Annotated in this window: 22 protein-coding genes, 1 tRNA gene and 1 pseudogene; 17 read left to right on the plus strand and 7 right to left on the minus strand. The window is 70.8% G+C overall.

The annotated features are described in order from the left end of the window. Positions 1-90 precede the first annotated feature (90 nt). Positions 91-399: a hypothetical protein gene (locus OG210_RS26625; RefSeq protein WP_371539009.1), complete on the minus strand. Its 309-nt coding sequence runs from the start codon at positions 397-399 to the stop codon at positions 91-93. Here OG210_RS26625 and OG210_RS26630 point away from each other — a divergent pair. Next, positions 357-623: pseudogene (locus tag OG210_RS26630) on the plus strand (formylglycine-generating enzyme family protein); the annotation flags it as partial. The gene OG210_RS26625 and the pseudogene OG210_RS26630 sit on opposite strands and share 43 nt — an antisense overlap. Continuing rightward, positions 610-2,556 (plus strand): sulfatase-like hydrolase/transferase, encoded by a 1,947-nt coding sequence (locus OG210_RS26635; protein ID WP_371539012.1) that lies wholly within the window; start codon positions 610-612, stop codon positions 2,554-2,556. The pseudogene OG210_RS26630 and the gene OG210_RS26635, both read left to right, overlap by 14 nt. 103 nt (positions 2,557-2,659) lie before the next feature. On the opposite strand, the gene OG210_RS26640 is transcribed toward OG210_RS26635, so the two are convergent. Further along, positions 2,660-2,747 (minus strand) — tRNA-Leu (locus tag OG210_RS26640). 188 nt (positions 2,748-2,935) lie between these two features. Here OG210_RS26640 and OG210_RS26645 point away from each other — a divergent pair. The 3 genes from OG210_RS26645 (at position 2,936) to OG210_RS26655 (ending at position 5,632) form a co-directional block, all read left to right on the plus strand. After that, on the plus strand, positions 2,936-4,270 hold the full coding sequence (locus OG210_RS26645; protein ID WP_328325024.1) for a M20/M25/M40 family metallo-hydrolase: 1,335 nt from the start codon (positions 2,936-2,938) through the stop codon (positions 4,268-4,270). 160 nt (positions 4,271-4,430) lie between these two features. Then, entirely contained in the window at positions 4,431-4,664 is a 234-nt protein-coding gene (gene chpH / locus OG210_RS26650) for a chaplin ChpH (protein WP_328325022.1), read from the plus strand. 167 nt (positions 4,665-4,831) lie between these two features. After that, complete coding sequence (locus tag OG210_RS26655; RefSeq protein ID WP_328325020.1) at positions 4,832-5,632, plus strand: chaplin; 801 nt, start codon at positions 4,832-4,834, stop codon at positions 5,630-5,632. Between the two features lie 69 nt (positions 5,633-5,701). On the opposite strand, the gene OG210_RS26660 is transcribed toward OG210_RS26655, so the two are convergent. Beyond that, positions 5,702-5,890, minus strand: coding sequence for a DUF5703 family protein (locus OG210_RS26660; RefSeq protein WP_030907692.1), 189 nt, complete (start codon positions 5,888-5,890; stop codon positions 5,702-5,704). Positions 5,891-5,937: 47 nt separating this feature from the next. Between OG210_RS26660 and OG210_RS26665 the strand changes: the two genes are divergently transcribed. Continuing rightward, entirely contained in the window at positions 5,938-6,654 is a 717-nt protein-coding gene (locus OG210_RS26665; RefSeq protein ID WP_328325018.1) for a hypothetical protein, read from the plus strand. An 85-nt stretch (positions 6,655-6,739) separates the two neighbouring features. On the opposite strand, the gene OG210_RS26670 is transcribed toward OG210_RS26665, so the two are convergent. Next, entirely contained in the window at positions 6,740-9,082 is a 2,343-nt protein-coding gene (locus OG210_RS26670; protein ID WP_371539017.1) for a helix-hairpin-helix domain-containing protein, read from the minus strand. After that, positions 9,079-10,062, minus strand: a complete 984-nt coding sequence (locus OG210_RS26675; RefSeq protein WP_328325014.1) for an aldo/keto reductase — start codon at positions 10,060-10,062, stop codon at positions 9,079-9,081. The genes OG210_RS26670 and OG210_RS26675 overlap by 4 nt, the downstream gene beginning before the upstream one ends. Before the next feature lie 129 nt (positions 10,063-10,191). On the opposite strand from OG210_RS26675, the gene OG210_RS26680 reads away from it, so the two are divergent. Both OG210_RS26680 and OG210_RS26685 read left to right on the plus strand, forming a co-directional pair. Next, a complete protein-coding gene (locus OG210_RS26680) occupies positions 10,192-11,241 on the plus strand; it encodes an LLM class F420-dependent oxidoreductase (protein ID WP_328325012.1) in 1,050 nt (349 codons plus the stop codon). A gap of 238 nt (positions 11,242-11,479) precedes the next feature. Further along, positions 11,480-12,274 carry a ferritin-like domain-containing protein gene (locus OG210_RS26685; RefSeq protein ID WP_371540495.1) on the plus strand — a complete coding sequence of 265 codons (795 nt, stop codon included), beginning with the start codon at positions 11,480-11,482 and terminating at the stop codon, positions 12,272-12,274. Between the two features lie 124 nt (positions 12,275-12,398). Here OG210_RS26685 and corA read toward each other — a convergent pair whose 3' ends face one another. Next, positions 12,399-13,391: a magnesium/cobalt transporter CorA gene (gene corA / locus OG210_RS26690; protein WP_371539021.1), complete on the minus strand. Its 993-nt coding sequence runs from the start codon at positions 13,389-13,391 to the stop codon at positions 12,399-12,401. Between the two features lie 159 nt (positions 13,392-13,550). Between corA and OG210_RS26695 the strand changes: the two genes are divergently transcribed. The 4 genes from OG210_RS26695 to mshC all read left to right on the plus strand — a co-directional run bounded on the left by OG210_RS26695 (position 13,551) and on the right by mshC (position 17,075). Further along, entirely contained in the window at positions 13,551-14,237 is a 687-nt protein-coding gene (locus OG210_RS26695; RefSeq protein WP_328325008.1) for a histidine phosphatase family protein, read from the plus strand. A gap of 73 nt (positions 14,238-14,310) precedes the next feature. Then, positions 14,311-14,901, plus strand: a complete 591-nt coding sequence (locus OG210_RS26700; RefSeq protein WP_266858628.1) for a DUF3090 domain-containing protein — start codon at positions 14,311-14,313, stop codon at positions 14,899-14,901. Continuing rightward, positions 14,865-15,683 carry an SCO1664 family protein gene (locus OG210_RS26705; RefSeq protein ID WP_328325006.1) on the plus strand — a complete coding sequence of 273 codons (819 nt, stop codon included), beginning with the start codon at positions 14,865-14,867 and terminating at the stop codon, positions 15,681-15,683. Before OG210_RS26700 ends, OG210_RS26705 begins: the two co-directional genes overlap by 37 nt. 162 nt (positions 15,684-15,845) lie before the next feature. Further along, positions 15,846-17,075, plus strand: a complete 1,230-nt coding sequence (mshC, locus tag OG210_RS26710) for a cysteine--1-D-myo-inosityl 2-amino-2-deoxy-alpha-D-glucopyranoside ligase (protein WP_328325004.1) — start codon at positions 15,846-15,848, stop codon at positions 17,073-17,075. Between the two features lie 145 nt (positions 17,076-17,220). Here mshC and OG210_RS26715 read toward each other — a convergent pair whose 3' ends face one another. Continuing rightward, positions 17,221-18,243, minus strand: coding sequence for a PAC2 family protein (locus tag OG210_RS26715; RefSeq protein WP_328325002.1), 1,023 nt, complete (start codon positions 18,241-18,243; stop codon positions 17,221-17,223). 287 nt (positions 18,244-18,530) lie between these two features. Here OG210_RS26715 and OG210_RS26720 point away from each other — a divergent pair, with 287 nt between their 5' ends. From OG210_RS26720 to OG210_RS26740, 5 genes are all read left to right on the plus strand, one after another. Further along, entirely contained in the window at positions 18,531-19,856 is a 1,326-nt protein-coding gene (locus tag OG210_RS26720) for an enolase C-terminal domain-like protein (RefSeq protein ID WP_328325000.1), read from the plus strand. After that, positions 19,853-20,632: an SDR family NAD(P)-dependent oxidoreductase gene (locus OG210_RS26725; RefSeq protein WP_371539027.1), complete on the plus strand. Its 780-nt coding sequence runs from the start codon at positions 19,853-19,855 to the stop codon at positions 20,630-20,632. Before OG210_RS26720 ends, OG210_RS26725 begins: the two co-directional genes overlap by 4 nt. A gap of 98 nt (positions 20,633-20,730) precedes the next feature. Continuing rightward, positions 20,731-21,768: a sugar ABC transporter substrate-binding protein gene (locus OG210_RS26730; protein ID WP_328324996.1), complete on the plus strand. Its 1,038-nt coding sequence runs from the start codon at positions 20,731-20,733 to the stop codon at positions 21,766-21,768. Positions 21,769-21,770: 2 nt separating this feature from the next. Continuing rightward, a complete protein-coding gene (locus tag OG210_RS26735) occupies positions 21,771-23,306 on the plus strand; it encodes a sugar ABC transporter ATP-binding protein (RefSeq protein ID WP_328324994.1) in 1,536 nt (511 codons plus the stop codon). Next, entirely contained in the window at positions 23,303-24,337 is a 1,035-nt protein-coding gene (locus OG210_RS26740) for an ABC transporter permease (protein WP_328324992.1), read from the plus strand. Before OG210_RS26735 ends, OG210_RS26740 begins: the two co-directional genes overlap by 4 nt. Positions 24,338-24,384: the final 47 nt, after the last annotated feature.

Consider the following 24,384-nt stretch of genomic DNA (forward strand, 5'->3'; position numbering starts at 1 on the left):
TACATATCACTGCCGACGAAGGCCCGACGGATGGTCAGGTCGACGACCGTGGTGTCGAATTGGACGACGGAGTAGACGACGGGGGCGCCGTCAGCGGTGAAGCAGGTCTGCGCGATCTGCACCAGCGGGAACGGCTGCGCCGGTCCGCCCCTTGGTGAAGACGTCGTCGGCGAGCGCGGCTTGGATCTTCCCCTCCAGCCGCTGGAGCGTCTCGCCCGTCTGGGTCCTGACGAGGCTCCTGAGGTCGACTTCGACATCGTGCAGCGGTTCGAGGTCCACCGGTTTCCCGCCGATCACCTTCAGGCTCCAGTCGCGCTTGCCCGCGACGTTGTAGAGGCCGTAGCCGTTGGGGCGGGTGGGAGTGGTGCGCGGACCGGTGGAGCACCAGTTGGCACGCACAGGACACACCGCGGACCCGGGAAGACCCCCAGGGCCCGGACAGCGGCGACGCCCGGGTCATCCGCGGCGGCTCGTATCTGTGCCACGCCTCGTACTGCAACCGCTACCGCGTGGCGGCCCGCACCTCCAACACCCCGGACACCAGCACCGGACACACCGGTTTCCGGTGCGCCGCCGACACAGACACCACCAGCACTACTGGAGGCAACCATGACACCGGCTGACGCCACACCGCCCGGGCGCACCGCCGCGGAATCGACCCCGTGGTGGCCCGCACCGCCGACCGGCGCCTCGCCCAGCATCCTCACGGTGATCCTGGACGACACCGGCTGGTCCGACTTCGGCTGCTTCGGCTCGGAGATCCGGACGCCCACCATCGACGCGCTGGCGGAAGGCGGGCTGCGGTACACCAACTTCCACGTCACGCCGATGTGTTCACCCACCCGGGCCTGTCTGCTCACCGGCCGCAACAACCACAAGCTCGGTATGCGCTTCATCGCGGACACCGACACCGGATTCCCCAACTCACGCGGCAGGATCGACCCCGGCGTCCCCCTGCTCCCCAGCCACCTGCGCCCCTCCGGCTACGGCTCGTACCAGGTCGGAAAGTGGCACCTGGCCCCCGGACACGAAGTCACTCCGGCAGGACCGTTCGACAACTGGCCGCTGCACCGCGGCTTCGACCGCTTCTACGGCTTCATGGGCGGGGCCACCGATCAGTACGCACCCGAGCTGTACGAGGACAACCACCAGGTCCAGCCTCCGCGCAGCCCCGACTACCACCTCTCGGCCGACCTGGCCGACCGGGCCATCGACTACCTGCGCGACCACCGCACCTACCGGCCCGGCAGCCCCTTCTTCCTGAATCTCGCACTGGGTGCGACCCACGCACCCTTCCAGGCACCGAGGGCGTACATCGAGCGCTACCTTCACCCACCTGCAGGCCGTCTACGCCGGCTTCCTGGAACACGCCGACGCCCAGCCGTCGACGTGAACGCCCCCTACAACGGCATCCCCCAGACCATCGCTCAGGAGCTGGCCCGCCTGAACCGGCTCGGCGGCCCCCAGGGACCGGCGCACTACCCGGAAGGCTGGGCAGCTGTCGGCAACACCCCCTTCCGCCTGTACAAGCAGTACACCGACCTCGGAGGCGTACGCGTCCCGCTGGTGGTGCACTGGCCCCGCGGCATCACCGACCCCGGCGGTATCCGCGAGCAGTTCGCCCACGCGATCGACATCGCATCGACCCTCCTGGACGCGGCCGCAATCCCTTACGACGAGGGACAGTTCGACGGCCGTACCATCGCCGGCACCTTCGCCGATGCCGCGGCCCCGCACCACGGAACACCCAGCACTTCGAAATGCTGGGGCACCGGGGGCATCCTGCACGAAGGCTGGAAAGCCGTGACGACCCACCTCCCCGGCACCCCCTACGAGGACGACGTCTGGCGTCTGTACGACACCAACCGGGACTTCTCCGAATGCCACGACCTGGCCGCCGGAGAGCCGGAGCGCGTCGCCGCGCTGTGCGAACTCTGGGAGGAACAGGCCGCGGAACACGGTGTCTTCCCCCTCGACGACCGCCCGCTCAAGGACCTGCTCTCCCTCGGCACCGGGCAGGGGCTGCACAGCGCCGAGCGGGTCGTGCTGGAAGCAGGGGCCGGCCACATGCCGGCAGCCTGCCGTACGACGGGCAGTAACAGGTCGATGCGGGTGACGGCGCGCCTGCGCCGCAGGGCCGACGGAGTCATCCTGGCCAGCGGCACCAGCGCGGGCGGTTACGTCCTGTACACCCACCACGACCACCTGGTCTTCGAGCACCATCTGCTCGGCCGGCGCATCTGCCGGACCTCGCCCCAGCCGCTCCCTTCTGGGCCGGCCACGGTCGGCTTCCGCCTCCAGTGCCGCGCCGACCGATCCGCACGGTTCACGCTCGAAGTGGAATCACAAGCCGTCGCGGAGGCCGACATCCCCAGGACCGCCTCCCGGCTCTCCGGGTTCGGCCTCGATGTCGGGCGGGACACACAGAGCCAGGTCTCCACCGCCTACACAGATGAATTCCCGCAGCCCGACGGAGCACTGATCGACGTGGAGCTTCAGTTCACCGGCCCGGAAGACATCGGCGAACTCGCCGACGCCCTGGAAGCCACGGAGTGACAGTCCGCCCACGCTGCCTCTGCCTCCCGGAGGGGCCGGCCGCGTGGGTGGTCACGCCACTGCCCGGAAACGCAGAAGACCCCTGGTGAACAGGGGTCTCAGCTGGTGTCCGAGGGGGGACTTGAACCCCCACGCCCGATAAAGGGCACTAGCACCTCAAGCTAGCGCGTCTGCCATTCCGCCACCCGGACAAGGTGTCTGTCTCGCGGCCCTGGGCCGTTCCGACGTGGAAAACCATAGCAAACATTGGGAGGTGCTCGATCACGCGCCGGAGTCTGTGAACCGTGTATGACGACCGGTCCCCGCGCTTGGGTCCCGGGGGTGGCGAGGGCGAGTATGGGGCAGGGGACCACCAGCAGCGACAGCGGGAGGAAACAGCGTGAGCGAGCCCAACAGGACAGGCACGGAACGGGGCGTCTCCGGTGAGGACGAGGTCGTCGACCTCTGTCGTGACCTGATCCGGATCGACACCAGCAACTACGGTGACCACTCGGGGCCGGGTGAGCGGGCCGCTGCCGAGTACGTGGCGGAGAAGCTCGCCGAGGTCGGTCTCGAACCGCAGATCTTCGAGTCCCACCCCGGGCGCGCGTCCACAGTGGCCCGGATCGAGGGGGAGGACCGGTCCAGGCCCGCGCTCCTCATCCACGGCCACACCGACGTCGTCCCGGCGAACGCCGACGACTGGACGCACCACCCCTTCGCAGGGGAGGTCGTGGACGACTGCGTCTGGGGCCGCGGCGCGGTCGACATGAAGGACATGGACGCGATGACCCTCGCGGTCGTACGGGACAGGCTGCGCACCGGCCGCAAGCCCCCGCGCGACATCGTCCTCGCCTTCCTGGCCGACGAGGAGGCGGGCGGCACCTACGGCGCGCGCCACCTCGTGGACAACCACCCTGATCTCTTCGAGGGCGTCACGGAGGCGATCGGCGAGGTCGGCGGCTTCTCGTTCACCGTCAACGAGAATCTGCGGCTGTATCTCGTGGAGACGGCGCAGAAGGGGATGCACTGGATGCGCCTCACCGTGGACGGCACCGCCGGCCACGGCTCCATGACCAACACCGACAACGCCATCACCGAGCTCTGCGAGGCGGTGGGACGCCTCGGACGCCACCAGTGGCCGGTGCGGGTCACCAAGACCGTGCGGTCCTTCCTTGACGAGCTGTCCGACGCGCTCGGCACCCCGCTGGACCCCGAGGACATGGAGGCGACGCTCGCCAAGCTCGGCGGCATCGCGAAGATGGTCGGTGCGACACTGCGCAACTCGGCCGCGCCCACCATGCTCGGCGCCGGTTACAAGGTGAACGTCATCCCCGGACAGGCGACGGCCCATGTCGACGGCCGCTTCCTGCCCGGCTACGAGGAGGAGTTCCTGACCGACCTCGACAAGCTCCTGGGCCCCCGGGTCAGGCGCGAGGACGTGCACGGCGACAAGGCGCTGGAAACGGGCTTCGACGGGGACCTGGTCGATGCCATGCAGGTGGCGCTGAAGGCCGAGGACCCGATCGCGCGGGCGGTGCCGTACATGCTCTCGGGCGGTACGGACGCCAAGTCGTTCGACGACCTGGGAATCCGCTGCTTCGGCTTCGCGCCGCTGAAGCTGCCGCCCGAGCTGGACTTCGCCGGAATGTTCCACGGGGTCGACGAGCGGGTGCCGGTCGACGGTCTGAAGTTCGGCGTACGGGTACTCGACCGCTTCCTGGACAACTGCTGACCGGACAAGTGCTGAAACGACTTTCCAATTAATCGGCCGTACGTGCGTATGCGACCGGAAAGAGTGAATGGGGCGACTGGTTCGTAGCCCCGCCGGGTTCTCCTCGTTACACGTGGTGCGGTCCGCAGTCTGGACCGCATTTGCCGACTAGGAGGAACTAATGATCAAGAAGGTCGTCGCCGCTGCGGCAGTCACCGGTGGTCTCGTGCTCGCGAGTGCGGGCATGGCCGTCGCCGACTCTGGCGCTGAGGGTGCCGCTGTGCACTCGCCCGGTGTGATCTCGGGCAACGTTGTTCAGGTGCCCGTTCACATCCCGGTGAACGTGTGCGGCAACACGGTCTCTGTGATCGGGCTGCTCAACCCCGCCTTCGGCAACACCTGCGTCAACGCCTGATGTTGTGCCTCTGACCCGCGAGGGTCGGAGCCCCGCCGGCCCGCGAGGGTCGGAGCCCCGCCGGCCTCGGAGCGCGCGCCATGCGCTCCGGGGCCGGAGAGGCATTCGGCCCAAGGGCAACGACGTCCGCGGGCATTTCCGGAAGGTAGAAGGCAGGAAACGAACCTATGCGCCAGGTCACGAAGAAAGGCCTGATCACCGTTGCGGCCGCGGGTGGAGTACTCGCCCTGAGCGGTGGCTACGCGTACGCGGACTCGTCGGCTGACGGGACCGCAGCGAATTCGCCCGGAGTGCTCTCCGGCAATTCGATCCAGGCACCGGTGCACGTGCCGGTGAACGTCTGTGGCAACACCGTTGACGTGGTCGGACTGCTCAACCCCGCGTTCGGCAACAGGTGCAGCAACGGGCCGTCCGGCTCCGGAACGTCCCACACCGGGAGCCGGCACGAGGGCCGGGACAGCGGCCGCCACCGCGCCCCCGGCGAAAACGGCGGCAGCCACGACAGCGGCACCGGCAGCCACAGCGGCGGCGGAGCGACGGCAGAGGGTCACACGAGTGGCTCGCCCGGCGTTCTCTCCGGCAACAACGTGAAGCTTCCGCTCGACGTACCCGTGAACGCCTGCGGCAACAGCGTCGATGTCGTCGGCCTGCTCAACCCGGTCTTCGGCAACCACTGTGCCAACGACGAGAGCGTCCCGCCGCCGGTCCACGTCCCGCACCACCCGGTCCACCCCGGTCACCCGGGTCACCCGGCGCAGCCGGGAACGCCGCGCGGCCACACGCCGAGCGCTCCGAAGCCCGCGGCGCCGCACGCCCCGGCCCCGGTCACGCAGGCCGTCTCGGTGCCCTCGGGCACCGAGCAGCTCGCGCACACCGGTTCTGCCCCGCTCGGGCTGATCATTCCGGCGAGTGCCGGGATGGTGCTCGGAGGGATCATCCTGTACAGGCGGTCCCGGGCAGCCGCGTAACGGGCTGTTGAGCCCTGCGCGTACGCATGGAAGGGAGCGGGTTCCGCAGTCGCGGGACCCGCTCCCTCTTCACCATGTGGCGCGCACTTGGCGAATGATGCGCCGGCGCAGCCGCACTCTGCGGCTGCCGTCCCGGTGCAGACTCAGTCGGTCCAACTCCCAGTGTCCGTACTCGGCATGGTCGGTGAGCAGGCGCGTCGCGTCCTTGCGGGAGACCCCGCGCGGTACGTACACGTCGACAAATTCGTATTCCGGCATCGCATCTATTGTGCGGGCAGAGGCCCGGTACGGATAGCGTCTGCCCTATGTCTGATGCTGCGCAGCCCACGGCTGCCGAGGTACGCGCCGCCGCCGAGGCGGTCAAAGCCGCGCTGGACCGTCACCTCGACGCGGTCGAAGCCCGTACGGGAGAGGACGACCCGGCCGTTTACGACGCGTTCAACGCGCTCGCCGCGGCCGCCGAGACGTACGACGAGAGGCTCTACGACCGGTACGACGAGGTCACCCCCTTCGAGATCCCCGCTGCGGACGACGCACTGCCGCCGTACGCGGGCCCCGACGACCCGCACGCGCTCACGGTGCTCATCCGCCGCGACTACGCGGTGGCCCAGCCGCAGCGGCTGCTCGGGCAGGCGCAGCGCATCGTGGACCTCGACCCGGAGGCGGACGGCGGACCGGGCGTGGGGGCTGTCGTGGGCAGCAGTGTGCACGCCGCTCTGGGGGTGCTGTTCGGTGAGTACGAACCGGACGAAATCGCCTCACGGCACAAGGAGTTCGGCCTTGAGGAGGGCGACTCCACGCTCTGGGTCTCGGCGGCGGACGACCTGCCCGAGCCGGGGGAGTGGCTGAGCACTCCGTTCGACCAGGCGGACCCGCAGCAGATCGTGTGCCGGTTCGACGTCAGTTCCGTCTTCGACGACGAGGAACTGCTCGATGGTGATGAGGAAGACGACGACGGCGCCGACGACGACGTCGCTGACGAATCCTCCGCGCACGGGGACCCGGAGGACGAGCGGGTCTGATCGGGCGCGGGACATCCGGGATGCGGTACGGCGGCGGCCGGGGCTCCTGCCCCGGCCGCCGGCCGTTGCCAGTCCGCCGGTCTTGCTAGTCCGCTGCCGGCCGCAGCAGGGTGCGCAGCCGCGTGGTGCGTGGCTGTGCGGGGACTTCGGCCACCGCGTGCGGCAGTGCCTGATCGACTCCGTGCACCACCGAGAGATGCCGTTCGCCGCGGCCGAACGCGGTGTAGACCCACGGCCTGCTCAGCCCGCCCGCCGCGTCGCCGGGCAGCACCACGACCACCGCGGGCCACCGCAGCCCGGCAGCCTGGTGCGCGGTGAGCGCCCAGCCGTGCCGTACCGACGCCTCAACACGGTCCCTCGGTACGACGACGGGCGTGCCTGCACAGTCCAGATGCAGGCCGTCGCCGTCGGCCGAGACGACCGTGCCGGGCAGGGTCCTGCCGGGCGCCGGGGTGTACGCGGCCCGGTCGCCCGGATCGAAACCGCCGAAGCGGCCGGGGCCCGGGTTGAGGCGCTCCTTCAGCGCAGCGTTGAGCGCGCGGGTACCGGCGGGGCCGCCGTGTCCCGGGGTGATGACCTGGGTGTCGGACACCGGCACGCCGATGGCTCGGGGTACGGAGTCGGCGACGAGCTGCACAGCGCGGTGCACCGCCTCACCGGGGTCTTGGACGGGGACGATCACGACTTCCTTGCCGGGCGCCGCGACCTGGTTCAGCTCGCCGATCCCGATTCCCGAGACCAGCTCGCCGATGGGGCCGGGATCGGGGGTGCGGGAGGCCAGTTGCGGGCAGGCTCGCGCGGCGAGGACATCGGTGAACACCTGCCCGGCGCCGGCGGAACCGAGCACCCCGGGATCCCCGCTGAGGATCAGGCGGCCCCCGTCGGCCAGCGACTCGACCAGCATGGCCGCGCTCTCGACATCCAGCTGAGGGGCGTCCACGACGGCCAGCAGATCGAGCGCCAGAGCGCCCTCGCCGTCCCGTCCCGGCCCCTCCGAACCGGTCAGCAGCCCGGAGACGGTGACGGCCGCCGCCGGATCGTCCAGGGCGGCGGCCAGCCGCCGCCTCCCGTCGGGGGTGTGCGCGGCCGCGTACGCCCGCAGGCCCAGCGCGCGCGCCGCCGTGACCACCGCGGCCGGTTCGTCGCGGGCGGCCTCGCCGCCGGTGTGGGCGACCAGGCCGTTGCGCGCGACCGTCCGGATCAGTTCGGCGGCCGACGGGGACGGGGCGTCCGCCGCTGCCTGTTCCCAGTCGGCCTGTTCGCCGCCGGGGGCGAGGGTGCCCGCGTTCACCAGCCGGGCGAGCCCGTCCGCCAGGCTCTCCTCCGCGAGTGCGTACCGGTCGAGACCCAGCAGGACCCGCACGGGCTGCGGCGCCGCTTCGGCCTCGTTCCCGGAGCCGTCGTCGTCCTGCGGGGCTTCCTGCGGGGCTTCCTGCGGGGCGGGTGCCCCGGATGGGGTGTCCAGCGCGTCCTGGAAGACCAGCACGGCGCCGTCCGCGACCGCGCTCTGCAGCGCCTCGTCGGGGTCCGGCACGGAGCGCTCCGCGAGCGCCGCACGGACCGTGTCCGACTCCAGTGCGGTGTGCCCCTGGAGCGCGGCCCGCTCAAGGAGCCAGCTCACCAGCGCGGCAGCCCGCCGCTCGTCGGCGGGTCCGCACTCCGCGCCGAGCAGTGCACGGGCGAAGCCGTCCGCCTGCTCCGGCCGCACCCCGGGAACCGACAGCAACTGCCAGGGGTCATCGCGCAGGGCGTCGGCCGCCTGCTCGCCGAGCGTCTCGGCGGTCCGTACGGCCAGTGACTCGGGGGCGCCGCCCGCGGCCAGGACGGCCCGCACGGACGACACGCTCTCCGGCGCCGCGCCGGTGGGCGCGGCAGCCGGACGGACCGCGGGGCGTGGCTCGGCCTGAGGGGCGGGCGCGGGGCGGCGCGGCTCGGGTGCCGGGGGAGGGAAGTGCGCGGACGGCTTCTCGCCGCCCTCCACCGCCCTGACCGCGGCGAGCAGATCGGCGGCCCGGCCGCTCAGCTTCGTGCCGGCCTGGATGGGCCCGTCCTTCTCGGCCTTGCGCTGCTCGATTCTGGCCCGCAGCTCGCGCTGGGCCGCCAGTTCGGCTTCGGCCTCCGACAGGACGGGTGCCCCGGCCGTCCCGGCGCCCTCCGCCGCAGCCGCCTCGGCCCCGGTCCCGGCCTCAGCCTCGGCGTTGGTCTCGATATCGGTCCCGGCCTCAGCCTCAGCCCCGGCACAGACCTCAGCGTCAGCCCCGGCACCGACCTCGGCGTCAGCCTCCGCCCCGACCTCCGCGTCAGCCCCGGCCTCAGCCCCGGTGTCGGGCGCCGTTTCCGTTTCCGATTCCGTCTCCGGTGCGGCTTCGGCGCCGGGAGCGGCCTCGGCCTCGGTGCTGGCCTCGGTGTCGAGGCGATCCGTACTCACAGCTCGGTCCAGTCCTGGTCGGGATAACGGTGAACGGGCTCCGACACATCGTCGAGCGCCCGGCAGATCTCGTCAGGAAGACTAAGCGTCTCCACTGACAATGCCGCCGCGAGCTGCTGCGCGTTGCGCGGGCCGATGATCGGGGCGACCACCCCGGGCCGGTCGCGGACCCAGGCCAGCGCGACCTCCAGCGGCGTGGTCGCGAGCCCGTCGGCCGCCGTGGCGACCGCGTCGACGATCCTGCTCGCGGCGTCGTCCAGATAGGGCGCGACGAAGGGCGCCAGCTGCTCCGACGCCCCGCGCGAGTCCATCGGAGTCGCATGGCGGTACTTGCCGGTGAGCACCCCGCGTCCCAGCGGTGACGACGGCAGCAGCCCCACCCCCAGGTCCACCGCGGCCGGCAGTACCTCACGCTCCACCCCGCGCTGGAGCAGCGAGTACTCCATCTGCGTACTGGCGACGCGGGTCCGGACCCCCGGCGCCGCGAGCTGCCAGGTGGCGGCCTTGGCCAGCTGCCAGCCGGAGAAGTTGGACAGCCCCGCGTACCGCACCCGCCCGCTGGAGACCGCGATGTCCAGCGCCTGGAGCGTCTCGTCCAGCGGGGTCTCCGGGTCGAAGGCGTGCACCTGCCACAGATCCACGTAGTCGGTCCCCAGCCGCTCCAGCGACGCGTCGAGCGCCGCCAGCAGATGCCCGCGCGAGCCGTCGAACCGGCGGTAGGGGTCGGGCACGCTGCCCGCCTTGGTGGCGATGACGAGATCGCGGCGGGGTATCAGCCGTTCGCAGAGCTGCCCGAGCAGATACTCGGCGTCTCCGTCGCCGTACACATCGGCCGTGTCGACGAGTGTGCCGCCGGCCTCCCAGAACACCTTCAACAGGTCGGCGGCGTCATGCTCGTCGGTACTCCGCCCCCAGGTGAGGGTGCCGAGTCCGATCCGGGATACGCGCAGGCCCGTGCGGCCGAGATGCCTCTGCTCCATGGGCGCTGACAGTACTGGCCACGGGGCCGCCCGGTGGAAGCCTGTGGACAACCACCCCCTGACGGATGCCGCCGGCGCGCGCTAGAGTCCCCGGAAACAGGGACGTTACTCATTGGTAAGGGAGCGGTCATGCGGCTCGGAATCAACCTCGGCTACTGGGGTGCCGGGATGGACGGCGACAACCTCGCCGTGGCTCAGGAGGCCGACCGGCTCGGCTATGACGTCTGCTGGGCGGCCGAGGCGTACGGCTCGGACGGGCCGACCGTGCTCTCCTGGGTAGCCGCCAGGACCGAGCGGATCGATGTGGGCTCCGCGATCTTCCAGATCCCCGCGAGGGCGCCCGCGATGACGGCGATGACCGCGGCCACCCTCGACTCGCTCTCCGGCGGCCGCTTCCGGCTCGGACTCGGCGTCTCGGGGCCGCAGGTCTCCGAGGGCTGGTACGGCGTCAAGTTCGACAAGCCCCTCTCGCGCACCCGTGAGTACGTGGAGATCGTCCGCAAGGCGATGTCGCGCGAGCGCCTCTCGTACGAGGGCGAGCACTGGACGCTGCCGCTGCCCGGGGGCCCGGGCAAGCCCATCAAGCTCACCGTCCACCCGCAGCGCGAGCACATCCCGCTCTACATCGCGGCGATCGGCCCCAAGAACCTGGAGCAGACCGGTGAGATCGCCGACGGCGCACTGCTGATCTTCCCCTCGGCCGAGCACCTGGAGTCCACCGCGATCAGCCCGCTGCGGGCCGGCCGGGAGAAGGCCGGGCTCACGATGGAGGGCTTCGATGTCTGCCCGACCCTGCCGCTCGCGGTGGGCGACGACGTACACGCGCTGGCCGACACGTTCCGGCCGTACACCGCCCTGTACGTGGGCGGTATGGGCAGCCGCAAGCAGAACTTCTACAACAAGCTCGCGCAGCGCATGGGGTACGAGAAGGAGGCCGCCGAGATCCAGGAGAAGTACCTGGGCGGCGACAGGGACGGTGCGGCCGCCGCCGTACCGCACGAGCTGATCGACCGGACGACGCTGCTCGGGTCCGTGGAGCGGATCGCCGACCGGATGCAGGCCTACGCCGCGGCCGGGGTCACCACGCTGACGCTGGCCCCGGCCGGGTTCACGCTCGACGAGCGGGTGGCCGGACTGCGGGCCGGTACGGAGGCGCTGGAGCGGGCCGGGCTCGCGTAGCCGGGTCACAGCAGCCACCGGGATTCCCGGGAGAGGTCTGCGGCCGTGGTGGGGGCTCGGGGGGTCTTCCCCGCCACGGCCGTCGTGCTGAACAACGCCTCAGGGGCCCCTCGGTTACGCCTCCGGGCCGTGGGCGGGCGTTCCGCCTTTCGGCCGAACAGGTCAGGGGTACACATTGCCGGTCAACCGATATCGCATTTGACTCATAACGTCAGATATCGGCATGGAGGTGGCAGTGATGCTTTCGGCGCGGAGCATTTTCCAGGAGATCGTCGACAGCGACGACGCCTTCCGGCTCTTCTGCTCCATCGCGGCCGGCGGGGAGGCCCAGGGCGGCTGGGAGAACGGCCGGATCTCCGCCCTCGCCCCGGAGAGCATGAGCGCCCTCGCCCCGAAGATCGCCCGGCACGGTGCCGATGAGGACAAGCACGGCCGGATCTTCCGCGCCCTGCTCAAGAAGCGCGGGCTCGACCTGGTGGAGGTGCCCGAGGCGACCGACTACACGATGCTGCTCGAACGCCGGGGCATCGGCCTGAGCCACCGCAGGCTGCGCGGCAGCGAGCGGCTGACCGAGCGGGAGATCGTCGTCTACCTCGCGCACAGCAGGGTCACCGAACAGCGCGCTTCGGAGCAGATGAACACCCTGGTGCGGTACCTCGGCGACCAGCCGGACATCGGCCGGGCCGTGCGCATGATCTGCCGGGACGAGGACAACCACCTCGCCTACTGCCACGAGGAACTGCTGCGCCTGGCCGCACAGGGCCACGCCCGCACCATCCACTCGGTCCTGCGGGAGAGCGCGCTGGAGGAGATCCGCGTCTACCGGGAGGTGGGTCTTGCCGTGATGGAGCGGATGGGCGCCATCCTCGGCTGGCCGAGGGCCAAGTCGGCGGTGCTGGCCGCGGGCGTGCAGGGGCTGTACGGGTACGAGCGGGCAGGCGGCTGGCGCCGGTCGGTGAGCCTGGCCATGCCCGAACGGCGCGACGCGCTCGGCGGGCCGCCCCCCGCGCCCCACGCGGCGGAGTTCGCCTGAGCCGTCCCCGCCCGCCGCGACAGCCGCTGGAGCCGTCCTGTCCCGCCTCGGAGCCGGCCGGACGGCGGTGCCCCGCCCGTCCCGTCTCAGAGCCGGCCGGACAGTGGCACCCGCCCGTCCCGTCTCAGAGCCAGCCGCGCCGTTTGAACTGCCGGTGCAGGGCGAAGACGACCGCGACCATCAGCGCGATCACCGCCGGATAGGCCCAGGTCCACTTCAGCTCCGGCATGTGCTGGAAGTTCATGCCGTAGATACCGGCGACCATGGTCGGCACCGCCGCCATCGCCGCCCAGGCCGAGATCTTGCGCATGTCGTCGTTCTGCCGGACGCCCATCTGCGCCAGATGCGCGGAGAGGATGTCGGACAGCAGCCGGTCCAGCCCTTCCACCTGCTCGTTGGCGCGGGTCAGATGGTCGCCCACATCCCGGAAGAACGGCTGCGAGTGTTCGTGCACGAACGGCACCCCCGCCCCCGCCAGCCGGGCCATGGGAGCCGCCAGGGGGCCGCTGGCACGGCGGAATTCGAGTACCTGCCGCTTGAAGGTGTAGATCCGCGACGCGATGTTCTTCGAATCGCCGCCGTTGGGCGCGAAGACCTCGGCCTCCAGCTCCTCCAGGTCGGTCTGGAGCTCCGCCGCCACGTCGATGTAGTGGTCGACGACGGTGTCGCTCACCGCGTACATGATGGCGGTGGGGCCGTGCTTGAGCACATTGTGCTCCTCCTCCAGCCGCTTGCGTACGGCGGCGAGCGGGGCGCCCGCACCGTGCCGCACCGTCACCACGAAGGAGTCGCCGAGGAAGAGCATCAGCTCGTCGGTGGTCACGGTGTCGCTGTCCGCGTCGTACATCACCGGCTTCAGCACCATGAAGAGCGTCTCGTCGTAGACCTCGAGCTTGGGCCGCTGGTGGGCCCGCAGGGCATCCTCCACCGCCAGCTGGTGCAGCTTGAACTCGCTGCTGACCAGGTCGAATTCCTCCTGCGTCGGCTCGTGCAGCCCGACCCAGAGAAAGGCGTGCCCGTCCGCGCGTGCCTCGGCGAGGGCGTCGGAGAGGTCCGGCGGCCCCTCTATGCGGCGTCCGTCCCGGTAGATGGCGCAATCGACAATCACGGCGCGCATTCTTCCCTGACCGGGCCGCCCGCGCACGCGCGGGGGGCCGCATCCGCGCCGCACCGGGTGCCACCGGCCGGCCGGTGAGCCCCGGGGACTTCCGCCCGGACCGGGCCAGGACCCGGCGGCCCCGGCCCGATCCGAACGCACGGCATTAGGCTGGCCGCCATGGCCACGCTGATTCTTGTACGGCACGGACGCTCCACCGCCAACACCTCCGGAGTGCTCGCGGGCCGGACGCCGGGCGTCTCCCTCGACGAGCGGGGTGCCACCCAGGCGGCCGGGCTGCCGGACCGGCTGGCCGGGCTGCCGCTCACCGCCGTCGTCACCAGCCCGCTGCAGCGCTGCCGCGAGACCGTCGCACCGCTGCTGGCCGCCAGGCCGGAGCTGACGCTCCACACCGAGGACCGGATCAGCGAGTGCGACTACGGCGACTGGGCGGGGCGCAAACTCGCCGAACTCAACGACGAGCCGCTGATGAGGACCGTGCAGCAGCACCCGTCTGCCGCCGCGTTCCCGGGCGGCGAGTCGATGCGCGCTATGCAGGCCCGCGCCGTCGACGCCGTACGGGACTGGAACGCCCGGATCGACGCCGAGCACGGCGAAAACGCGGTGTACGCGATGTGTTCGCACGGCGACATCATCAAGTCGGTGATCGCCGACGCCCTCGGGATGCATCTCGACCTCTTCCAGCGGATCCACGTCGACCCGTGTTCCCTCACGGCCATCCGCTACACCGAGGTGCGGCCCTTCGTCCTGCGGCTCGGCGACACCGGCGAGTTCGGCTCGCTGGCGCCGCGCGAGAGCGCTCCGGGATCGGACGCCGCCGTCGGTGGTGGCGCGGGCGCGCCGTGATCGCTCCGCGCAGTAGGGTGGGCGGGCCGTAAACCGGACCACCCCGCAGCCGAACCCCCATGGAGATCAGGACGTGTCCCGTCAGGTGTACTTCTACGACCCGCCGGACCGCTTCGTTGCCGGTACGGTCGGGCTGCCTGGGCGCCGTACGTTCTTCCTGCAGGCGTCGTCCGGCCCCCGCACCACCAGCGTCGCGCTGGAGAAGACCCAGGTGGCCGCGCTCGCGGAGCGCATCGACGAACTGCTCGACGAAGTGGTGCGCAGGACCGGGGGCAACTCCCCGGTGCCCGCGGTCGCTCCGTCCGACGCCGGCGACACCGCCCCGCTGGACGCCCCGGTCGAGGAGGAGTTCCGCGTCGGCACGATGGCGCTGGCCTGGGACGGCGACGAACAGCGCATGATCATCGAGGCTCAGGCCCTCGTCGAGCTGGACGCGGACACCGACGAAGACCTCGCGGAAGCCGAGGAACGGCTCCTCCAGGACGACGAGAACGGCCCGCCGATGCTCCGCGTGCGGCTGACCGGCGCGCAGGCCAGGGCCTTCGCCAAGCGCGCACTCGACGTCGTGAACGCGGGACGGCCGCCGTGCCCCCTGTGCAGCCTGCCGCTCGACCCGGAGGGACACGTATGCCCGCGCCAGAACGGATACCGCAGGGGGGCGTGACGGCCACCCGGCTCCTCCTGGAGGGGGAGCTGACGGTACGCGGACGGGTGCGTGAGGCATCCAACGCGGTGCTGTACTGCTCGGTCGCGTACGAGGGCCGGGAAGCGGCCTGCGTGTACAAGCCGGTCGCCGGTGAACGGCCGCTGTGGGACTTCCCCGACGGGACGCTCGCCCAGCGCGAGGTGGCGGCATACGAGGTCTCCGAGGCGACGGGGTGGGGATTCGTCCCGCCCACGGTGCTGCGCGACGGTCCGTACGGCGAGGGCATGTGCCAGCTGTGGATCGAGTCCGCCGCCGAGCCGTCGCTGCTGGGCCTCGTCGAGGAGGAGGAGCCCGCCGACGGCTGGAAGGCCATCGGCTTCGCCGAAGTGGGCGAGGGCAGGACGGCGCTGCTGGTGCACGCGGACGACGAGCGGCTGCGGCGGCTCTCGGTGCTCGACGCTGTGATCAACAACGGCGACCGCAAGGGCGGTCATCTGCTGCCGACCGACGAGGGGCGGCTCTACGGCATCGACCACGGAGTCACCTTCAACGCCGACGACAAACTGCGGACGCTGCTGTGGGGGTGGGCGGGTGAACCGCTGACGCCCGAGACGGCCGGGGTACTGGACAGGCTCACCGTGGAGCTGGCGCCCGGTACGGGGCTCACGGAGCGGCTGGCGGGGCTCATCACCGGCACGGAGCTGGAAGCGCTGCGGGGGCGCGTGGGGGCGCTGCGGGAGGCCGGCCGGCACCCCGTACCCAGCGGTGACTGGCCGGCGATCCCCTGGCCGCCGGTGTAGGGGGCACGGATCCGGCCGCAGGTCCCGCGGGACCGGATCATTCAGCCCCGGATCACGCAGGCCGGTACCACTCAGATACCCCACTGACGCAAGAGTGCCGATTCGGCCAAGGTGGGCACTCCGGTTCGTTGTCGGAACTGACGTCCGGTTACGCTCGTGTACATGTATGCCTGGCCCGCTTCTGAGGTTCCCGCCCTGCCCGGCAAGGGCGCCGACCTTGAGATCCACTCCACCGCGACCGGCGGACGAGTCACCCTCGACCCCGGCCCCGTCGCCCGCATCTACGTCTGCGGCATCACGCCGTACGACGCGACGCACATCGGTCATGCGGCGACCTACAACGCGTTCGACCTCGTTCAGCGCGTGTGGCTCGACACCAAGAGGCAGGTCCACTACGTCCAGAACGTGACCGACGTGGACGATCCGCTGCTGGAGCGGGCCGTGCGCGACGGTGAGGACTGGGCCGAGCTCGCGGCGCGCGAGACGGCGCTCTTCCGCGAGGACATGACCGCGCTGCGGATGCTCCCGCCGAAGCACTTCATCGGAGCGGTCGAGGCCATACCGGGCATCGTGCCGCTCATCGAGCGGCTGCGGGACTGCGGTGCCGCCTACGAACTCGAGAACGACATCTACTTCTCCGTGGAGAGCGACCCGCACTTCGGTGAGGTGTCGAACCTGGACGCGGAGGCGATGCGGCTGCTCTCGGCCGAGCGCGGCGGCGACCCCGAGCGGCCCGGCAAGAAGAACCCGCTCGACCCGATGCTCTGGCTGGGGGCCCGCGAGGGCGAGCCGAGCTGGGACGGCGCGTCCCTGGGCCGCGGCAGGCCCGGCTGGCACATCGAGTGCGTGGCCATCGCCCTCGACCACCTCGGGATGGGCTTCGACGTCCAGGGCGGCGGCTCCGACCTCGCCTTCCCGCACCACGAGATGGGTGCCTCGCACGCCCAGGTGCTGACCGGCGAGCACCCGTTCGCCCAGGCCTATGTGCACGCCGGCATGGTCGGCCTGGACGGCGAGAAGATGTCCAAGTCGAAGGGCAACCTGGTCTTCGTGTCGAAGCTGCGCCACGACGGCGTGGACCCGGCCGCGATCCGGCTCGCCCTGCTGGCCCACCACTACCGCTCGGACTGGGACTGGACGGACGAGGTCCTCCAGGACGCCGTGGAGCGGCTCGGCCGCTGGCGCGCTGCTGTTTCCCGGCCCGACGGACCGTCCGCCGACGCCCTGATCGAGGAGATCAGGCAGGCGCTCGCCGACGACCTCGACGCGCCCGCCGCGCTGCGTGCCGTCGACCGCTGGGCGGCCCTCCAGGAGTCCGGCGGCGGTACGGACGAGGGCGCGCCCGGCCTGGTGTCGCGCGCCGCCGACGCCCTGCTCGGAGTGGCCCTGTAGGGCGCCCCGCTTTCCCTGTCGCCCCCGGACCCCGCAGCGGAGTCCGGGGGCGATTCTCTTCCGTCCTGAGGGACACGGCCTGAGTTCCAGGACGGACACGCCCTGGGTTCCCGGACGGACACGGCCCGGGTTCCCGGAGGCCCGGTCACTCCTCGGGGGAGTCCTCCGGGCCGTTCTCGTCGTCCGTCGGCTTGTCGTTCCCCGGGTCGGGCCGCTGCGGCTTCGGTGGCCGTGAGCGGCTGCCCGGACCGGAGCTGTCCCGCCGGTAATTGCTGCCCTCGCCGCCGTCCGTGGCATGTCCGCCGCCGGCCTGGCCCGGGCCGGGACCGCCGTCGCGGCGGCGCAGATAACGCTCGAACTCCCGCGCGATGGCTTCGCCGGACGCCTCGGGAAGCTCCGCGGTGTCGCGTGCCTCCTCCAGCGTCTGGACGTACTCCGCCACCTCGCTGTCCTCCGCGGCCAGTTGGTCCACGCCGACCTGCCAGGCCCGTGCGTCCTCGGGCAGTTCGCCCAGCGGGATCCGCAGATCGATCAGGTCTTCCAGCCGGTTCAGCAGAGCGAGCGTCGCCTTCGGGTTGGGCGGCTGCGACACATAGTGCGGGACGGCGGCCCAGAGGCTCACCGCGGGCACACCGGCGTGGGTGCACGCCTCCTGGAGGATGCCGACGATGCCGGTCGGCCCCTCGTACCGGGTCTCCTCCAGATCCATCGTCCTGGCCAGATCCGCGTCCGACGTGACTCCACTGACCGGCACCGGCCTGGTGTGCGGGGTGTCGCCGAGCAGTGCGCCCAGGATCACCACCATCTCGACGCCCAGCTCATGGGCGAAGCCCAGGATCTCGTTGCAGAACGAGCGCCAGCGCATGGACGGTTCGATCCCCCGGACCAGCACCAGGTCGCGGGGCTTGTCGCCGGTCACCCGGATCACGGAGAGCCGGGTCGTCGGCCAAGTGACCTTGCGTACCCCGCCGTCCAGCCACACCGTGGGCCGGTTGACCTGGAAGTCGTAGTAGTCCTCGGCGTCGAGCGCCGCGAACACCTCGCCCTTCCACTCCCGGTCCAGATGGGCGACCGCGGTGGAGGCTGCGTCGCCGGCGTCGTTCCAGCCCTCGAACGCGGCCACCATGACCGGGTCGATCAGCTCGGGAACTCCCTCGAGCTCGATCACCCAGTGCCTCCCTCCGAAGTTCTTCTCTTACGCACCAACCTTACGGCTTTCCGGGTACCCGGACGCAGCCCTTCTGCACGCCCTCCTGTACATCCTGGCGGCAGCCCGGCGTGCGTCCCGGCGGCCGGCCGAGCCGTTCCGACAGTCTGCCCATATCGAACCTATTCATCCGAGCTGTACCGGCAAATTTCGTCTCACCCCTGGACGGTATGGCATGTGCGGGGCTATACATCGGATGACAAATTAAAGGTCCGATGTTCTTACCAGTTCTTACCAAGGGAGTGTGGATGAGTCCGACCGTCACGGGGTTCGAGGTCCACGACATCCGATTCCCCACCTCGGAACAGCTCGACGGCTCGGACGCCATGAACCCGGACCCCGACTACTCAGCGGCCTATGTGGTGCTCAGCACCGATGTGCCGGGCGGTGTCGCGGGACATGGCTTCTGTTTCACCATCGGGCGCGGCAACGACGTCATCGCCGCCGCCATCGAAGCGCTGCGGCCCTACGTGGAGGGGCGGCCAGCGCCGCTCACCGCCGCCGGGCTCGCGGAGCTCCACCACGATCTCACCCACGACTCGCAACTGCGCTGGCTCGGCCCCGAGAAGGGGGTGATGCACATGGCGGCGGGCGCGGTCATCAACGCCGCCTGGGACCTGGCGGCCACCGCCGCCGGCAAGCCGGTCTGGGAGTTCCTGGCAGGTATGACACCGGAGGAGCTCGTCTCGCTGGTCGACTTCCGCTATCTGACCGACGCCCTCACCCCCGACGAGGCCCTCGCCATCCTGCGCGCCGCCGAACCGGGCCGCGCCGAACGGGCCGCCCTGCTGCGTACCGACGGCTACCCCGCGTACACCACGTCGCCCGGCTGGCTCGGCTACTCCGACGAGAAGCTGGTGCGGCTCGCCCAGGAGGCGGTCGGCGCCGGCTTCGGGCAGATCAAGCTGAAGGTCGGCGCCGACCTGGACGACGACGTCCGCAGAATGAAGCTGGCCCGCGCGACCGTCGGCCCCGGCATCCGGGTCGCCGTGGACGCCAACCAGCGCTGGGACGTAGCGGACGCGCTGCGCTGGATGGAGGCGCTCGCCCCGTACGACCCGCACTGGATCGAGGAGCCGACCAGCCCCGACGACATCCTCGGCCACGCGGCGGTCAGGTCCGGACAGCCCGTGAAGGTCGCCACCGGTGAGCACGTCGCCAACCGGGTCGTCTTCAAGCAGCTGCTCCAGGCGGGCGCCGTCGACTTCGTACAGATCGACGCGGCCCGGGTCGCCGGGGTCAACGAGAACCTCGCGATCCTGCTGCTCGCCGCCAAGTTCGGCGTCCCGGTCTGCCCGCACGCGGGCGGCGTCGGGCTGTGCGAGCTGGTCCAGCACCTGGCGATGTTCGACTTCGTCGCCGTGTCCGGCAGCCGGGACGACCGCGTCATCGAGTACGTGGACCATCTGCACGAACACTTCACCGACCCCGCGGTGATCGAGGGCGGACGCTACCGTGCGCCCAGCGCGCCGGGCTTCTCCGCCCGTATGCACCCCGCTTCCCTCGCCGCACACCGCTACCCCGACGGGCCCGTCTGGCAGGCCCGCCGCACCACCGAGGAGGTCAACTCGTGACCACTGCACGCGACTTCGAAGGGCTCGGCGCCCTGGTCACCGGCGGAGCTTCCGGCATCGGAGCCGCCATCGCCACCGAACTGCTCGCCCGGGGCGCCCGGGTCGCCGTACTCGACCGCGAGACCGACGGAGCGCCGGACGGCACCCTCGCGCTCAAGGCGGACGTCACCGACGACGGCGCGGTACGGGAGGCGGTCGACGCGGCGGCGGCCGAGTTCGGCGCCCTGCACACGGTGGTCTCCAACGCGGGCATCGGCGCCGTCGGCACGGTCGCCGACAACCCCGACGACGAGTGGCAGCGGGTCCTGGACATCAACGTCCTCGGCATGGTCCGCACCGCCCGCCACGCACTGCCGCATCTGCGCCGTTCGGCCGCCGAGCGGCCGGGCTGCGTCTCCGTCACCCACACCTGCTCGATCGCCGCGACCGCAGGCCTGCCGCAGCGCGCGCTCTACAGCGCCAGCAAGGGCGCGGTCCTCTCGCTGACCCTGGCCATGGCGGCCGACCACGTACGGGAGGGCATCCGGGTCAACTGCGTCAACCCCGGCACCGCGGACACCCCGTGGGTCGGGCGGCTGCTCGGTCAGGCCGACGACCCGGCCGCCGAGCGCGCGGCGCTCAACGCCCGCCAGCCCACCGGCCGGCTTGTCACCGCCGAAGAGGTGGCGGCGGCCGTCCTCTACCTCGCGAGCCCCGCGGCGGCGGCCGTGACCGGTACGGCACTCGCGGTCGACGGCGGAATGCAGGGACTGCGCCTGCGCTCCGCCGCCGGCTGAGCGGACGCACCGGGCCCACGCACCGAACAGACGCACCGAGCACACCAGGCCGCACGGCCGACAGAGCATCAAGCGCCACTATCAAGGACGGGACACCAATGAGAGTGCGTACAACGAGTGCGGCGGCCTGCGCCGTACTGCTGGCCGTGACTGCGCTCGCGGGCTGCAACCGCGACTCCGGCAGCGGCTCGGAGGACAAGAAGGTCGGCATCGACCTGCCGCGCAGCGACAGCGACTTCTGGAACTCCTACCAGCAGTACATCAAGCAGGGCGTCGCGGCCGGTGAGGTCAAGGCGCTCCCGCTGACCAACTCGCAGAACGACATCGGCAAGCTCGTCGCCAACGTGCAGACGTTCAGCGACCAGGGCGCCAAGGCCGTCGTGATGGCGCCGCAGGACACCGGGGCCATCGCCTCGACGCTGCAGAACCTCAACAAGAAGAAGATCCCCGTCATCAGCGTCGACACCCGCCCCGACAAGGGCGACGTCTACATGGTGGTGCGCGCCGACAACCGTGCGTACGGCGAGAACGCCTGCAAGTACCTCGGGCAGCAGCTGAAGGGCAAGGGCAAGGTCGTCGAGTTCCAGGGCGACCTGTCGTCGATCAACGGCCGGGACCGCTCCGTCGCCTTCAAGTCCTGCATGACCAAGAACTTCCCCAAGATCAAGCTCTTCGAGCTGGCCACCGACTGGAAGGGCGACGTCGCGTCGGCCAAGCTCCAGTCCACGCTGGCCGCCAACCCCGACATCAACGGGATCTACATGCAGGCGGGCGGTGTCTTCCTGCAGCCCACGCTCGCGCTCCTGGAGCAGAAGAAGCTGCTGAAGCCGGCCGGCACCAAGGGCCACATCACGATCATCTCCAACGACGGCATCCCGGAGGAGTTCGACGCGATCAAGGCAGGGAAGATCGACGCGACCATCTCCCAGCCCGCCGACCTCTACGCGAAGTACGCGCTGTACTACGCCAAGGCGGCCGTCGACGGCAAGAAGTTCAAGGTGGGCCCGACCGACCACAACTCCAACATCATCAAGATCCCGAACGGCTACGAGGACCAGCTCCCCGCGCCGCTCGTGACCAAGGACAACGTGAACGACCCGAAGCTGTGGGCCAATCAGCTGGGGAAGAAGAACTGACGATGCCCGATGCACCCGCGGTTCATGCGCAGGGCATCGTCAAGCGCTTCGGTCCCACCGTCGCACTCGACGATGTCCGCCTGACAGTCCAGCCCGGTGAGTCGCACGCCCTGGTCGGGCGCAACGGCGCCGGAAAGTCCACCCTCGTCAGCGTCATCACCGGGCTCCACAAGCCGGACGCGGGGACGGTCACCTTCAGCGGTGAGCCCGCGCCCGCCTTCGGCGACACCATGGCCTGGCAGTCGAAGGTCGCCTGCGTCTACCAGAAGTCCATGGCCGTCCCCGATCTCACCGTGGCCGAGAACCTCTTCCTGAACAACTTCGGCACCGGCCGCGGTGCGGCGGGCGGCCGCTGGATCAGCTGGTCCGGACTGCGCAAGCGGGCCGCGGCGCTGCTCGCCGAGTACGGGGTGAACATCGACCCCAGCACCCGCGCGAAGGACCTCTCCGTCGAACAGGTGCAGTTCGTGGAGATCGCCCGCGCGCTGTCCTTCGGCGCCCGGCTGATCATTCTCGACGAACCCACCGCGCAGCTCGACGCACGGGGGATCCAGAGCCTGTTCACCAAGCTCAGGGACCTCCAGAGCCAGGGCGTGGCGTTCCTCTTCATCTCGCACCACCTCCAGGAGGTGTACGAGCTGTGCACCGCGGTCACGGTCTACCGCGATGCCCGGCACGTGCTGACGGCGCCCGTCGCCGAACTGGGCAAGGCCGATCTGGTCGCGGCCATGACCGGCGAGTCCGCGACGGGCCCGGTGGCCTGGCACGCGGCCTCCGGTGCGGGGCCGGCGGCCGTGACCGGGGCGGCCGAGCCCGTCCTGCGGACCGAAGGGCTCGCCGTCGACGGCGAGTTCGAGCCGCTGGACATCGAGGTGCACCCCGGTGAGGTGCTCGGTATCGCGGGTGCGGCGGCCAGCGGCAACACCGCGCTGGGCGAGACGCTCGTCGGTATGCGCAAGGCCACATCCGGGCAGGTCTCGGTCCGCGGCCGCGCCGTCAGACCGGGCAGCGTGCCGCACGCCCTGAACGCGGGGATCGGCTATATCCCGGAGGACCGGCACCGCCAGGGCCTGGTCCTGGAACGCAGTGTGGCGGAGAACGCCACCCTGACGGTCGCCGACCAGCTGGGGCCGTGGGGGACAGTACTCCCCTCCCGTACCCGGGAGTTCGCGAGGACCATGATCTCCTCGCTGGACATCAAGACCACCGGACCCGACCAGAAGGTCTCCGGGCTCTCCGGAGGCAACCAGCAGAAGGTGGTGGTCGCGCGGGCGCTGGCCCGCAACCCCAGCACGCTGGTGGCGGTACGGCCGACGGCCGGTGTGGACATCAAGTCCAAGGACTCGCTCCTGGGCGTGGTGCGGCAGGTCGCCGACGAGGGCAACGCCGCCGTGATCATCTCCGACGAACTCGACGACCTGCGGGTGTGCGACCGGGTGGTCGCGCTCTTCCACGGGCGGGTCGTCGCCGAATACGACAGTGGGTGGACGGACGGGGAACTGGTCGCCGCCATGGAAGGTGTGGGGGAGCGGGCATGACCGACACGATCCGGCCGGCAGCGGCCGAGGGGACCAAGGGGCAGGTGAGCCCGGTACGCGCCAGGCTGGCGCTGGTCCGCTGGAGCGACTTCTCGCTCGTGCCGGTGATCCTGGTGCTGATGGTGATCGGATTCATCGTCTCACCGGTGTTCCTGACGTCCCAGAACCTGATCAACGTCATCCAGCAGTCGTCCGAACTCAGCCTGCTGGTACTGGCCCAGGCCTTCATCCTGATCTGCGGGCGGATGGACCTGTCACTGGAGTCGACGATCGGTATCGCGCCGGTCATCGCGCTGTGGCTGGTCCTGCCCTCGTCGGGCGACCGGTTCACCGGCCTCGGGCTGCTGCCCTCCTGGACGGCGATCCCGCTCTGCCTGCTCGCGGGTCTCGCGATCGGCGCGTTCAACGGCTTCCTGATGCTCAAGCTGCGCGTCAACGGCTTCATCGCGACGCTGGGCATGCTGATGATGCTCCGCGGGCTGCACATCGGGATCACCGAGGGGAAGTCGATCATCGACGTCCCGTCCTCGTTCAGCTACCTGGGCGGGGCCTCCTGGCTCGGCGCCCCCGCCGCGGTCTGGATCTGCCTGGCGCTGTTCGCCGTCGGCGGGGCCGCGCTGGCCTGGACCCGGCACGGCCGGTCGCTGTACGCGATCGGCGGCAACCCGGAGGCGGCCCGCGCGGCCGGTATCCGGGTGGACCGGGTCACCTGGATCGTGCTGGCGATCGGCGGGCTGCTCGCGGCCTTCGCCGGGATCCTCTACACCGGCCACTACGGTTCGGTCGGTGCCGCCCAGGGCAAGGACATGATCTTCCAGGTCATGGCGGCCGCGGTCATCGGCGGTATCGGGCTGAAGGGCGGCCGGGGCACCATCTTCGGCGCGCTCACCGGTGTGCTCGCCCTGCAGCTGGTGGTCAACGTGATGACGCTCGCCGGGGTGCCCGGCCAGTGGGAGACGTTCCTCAACGGCGCGATCATCATCATCGCGCTGATCGCCTCCCGCTTCGCGAGCGGTGAGGAGCAGGACTGACGGACGCGCCCCAGGCTCCATGACACGGGGCCCAGGGCGCGCGGCTC

The sequence above is a fragment of the Streptomyces sp. NBC_00466 genome, from assembly GCF_041433995.1.
Taxonomy (GTDB): Bacteria; Actinomycetota; Actinomycetes; order Streptomycetales; family Streptomycetaceae; genus Streptomyces.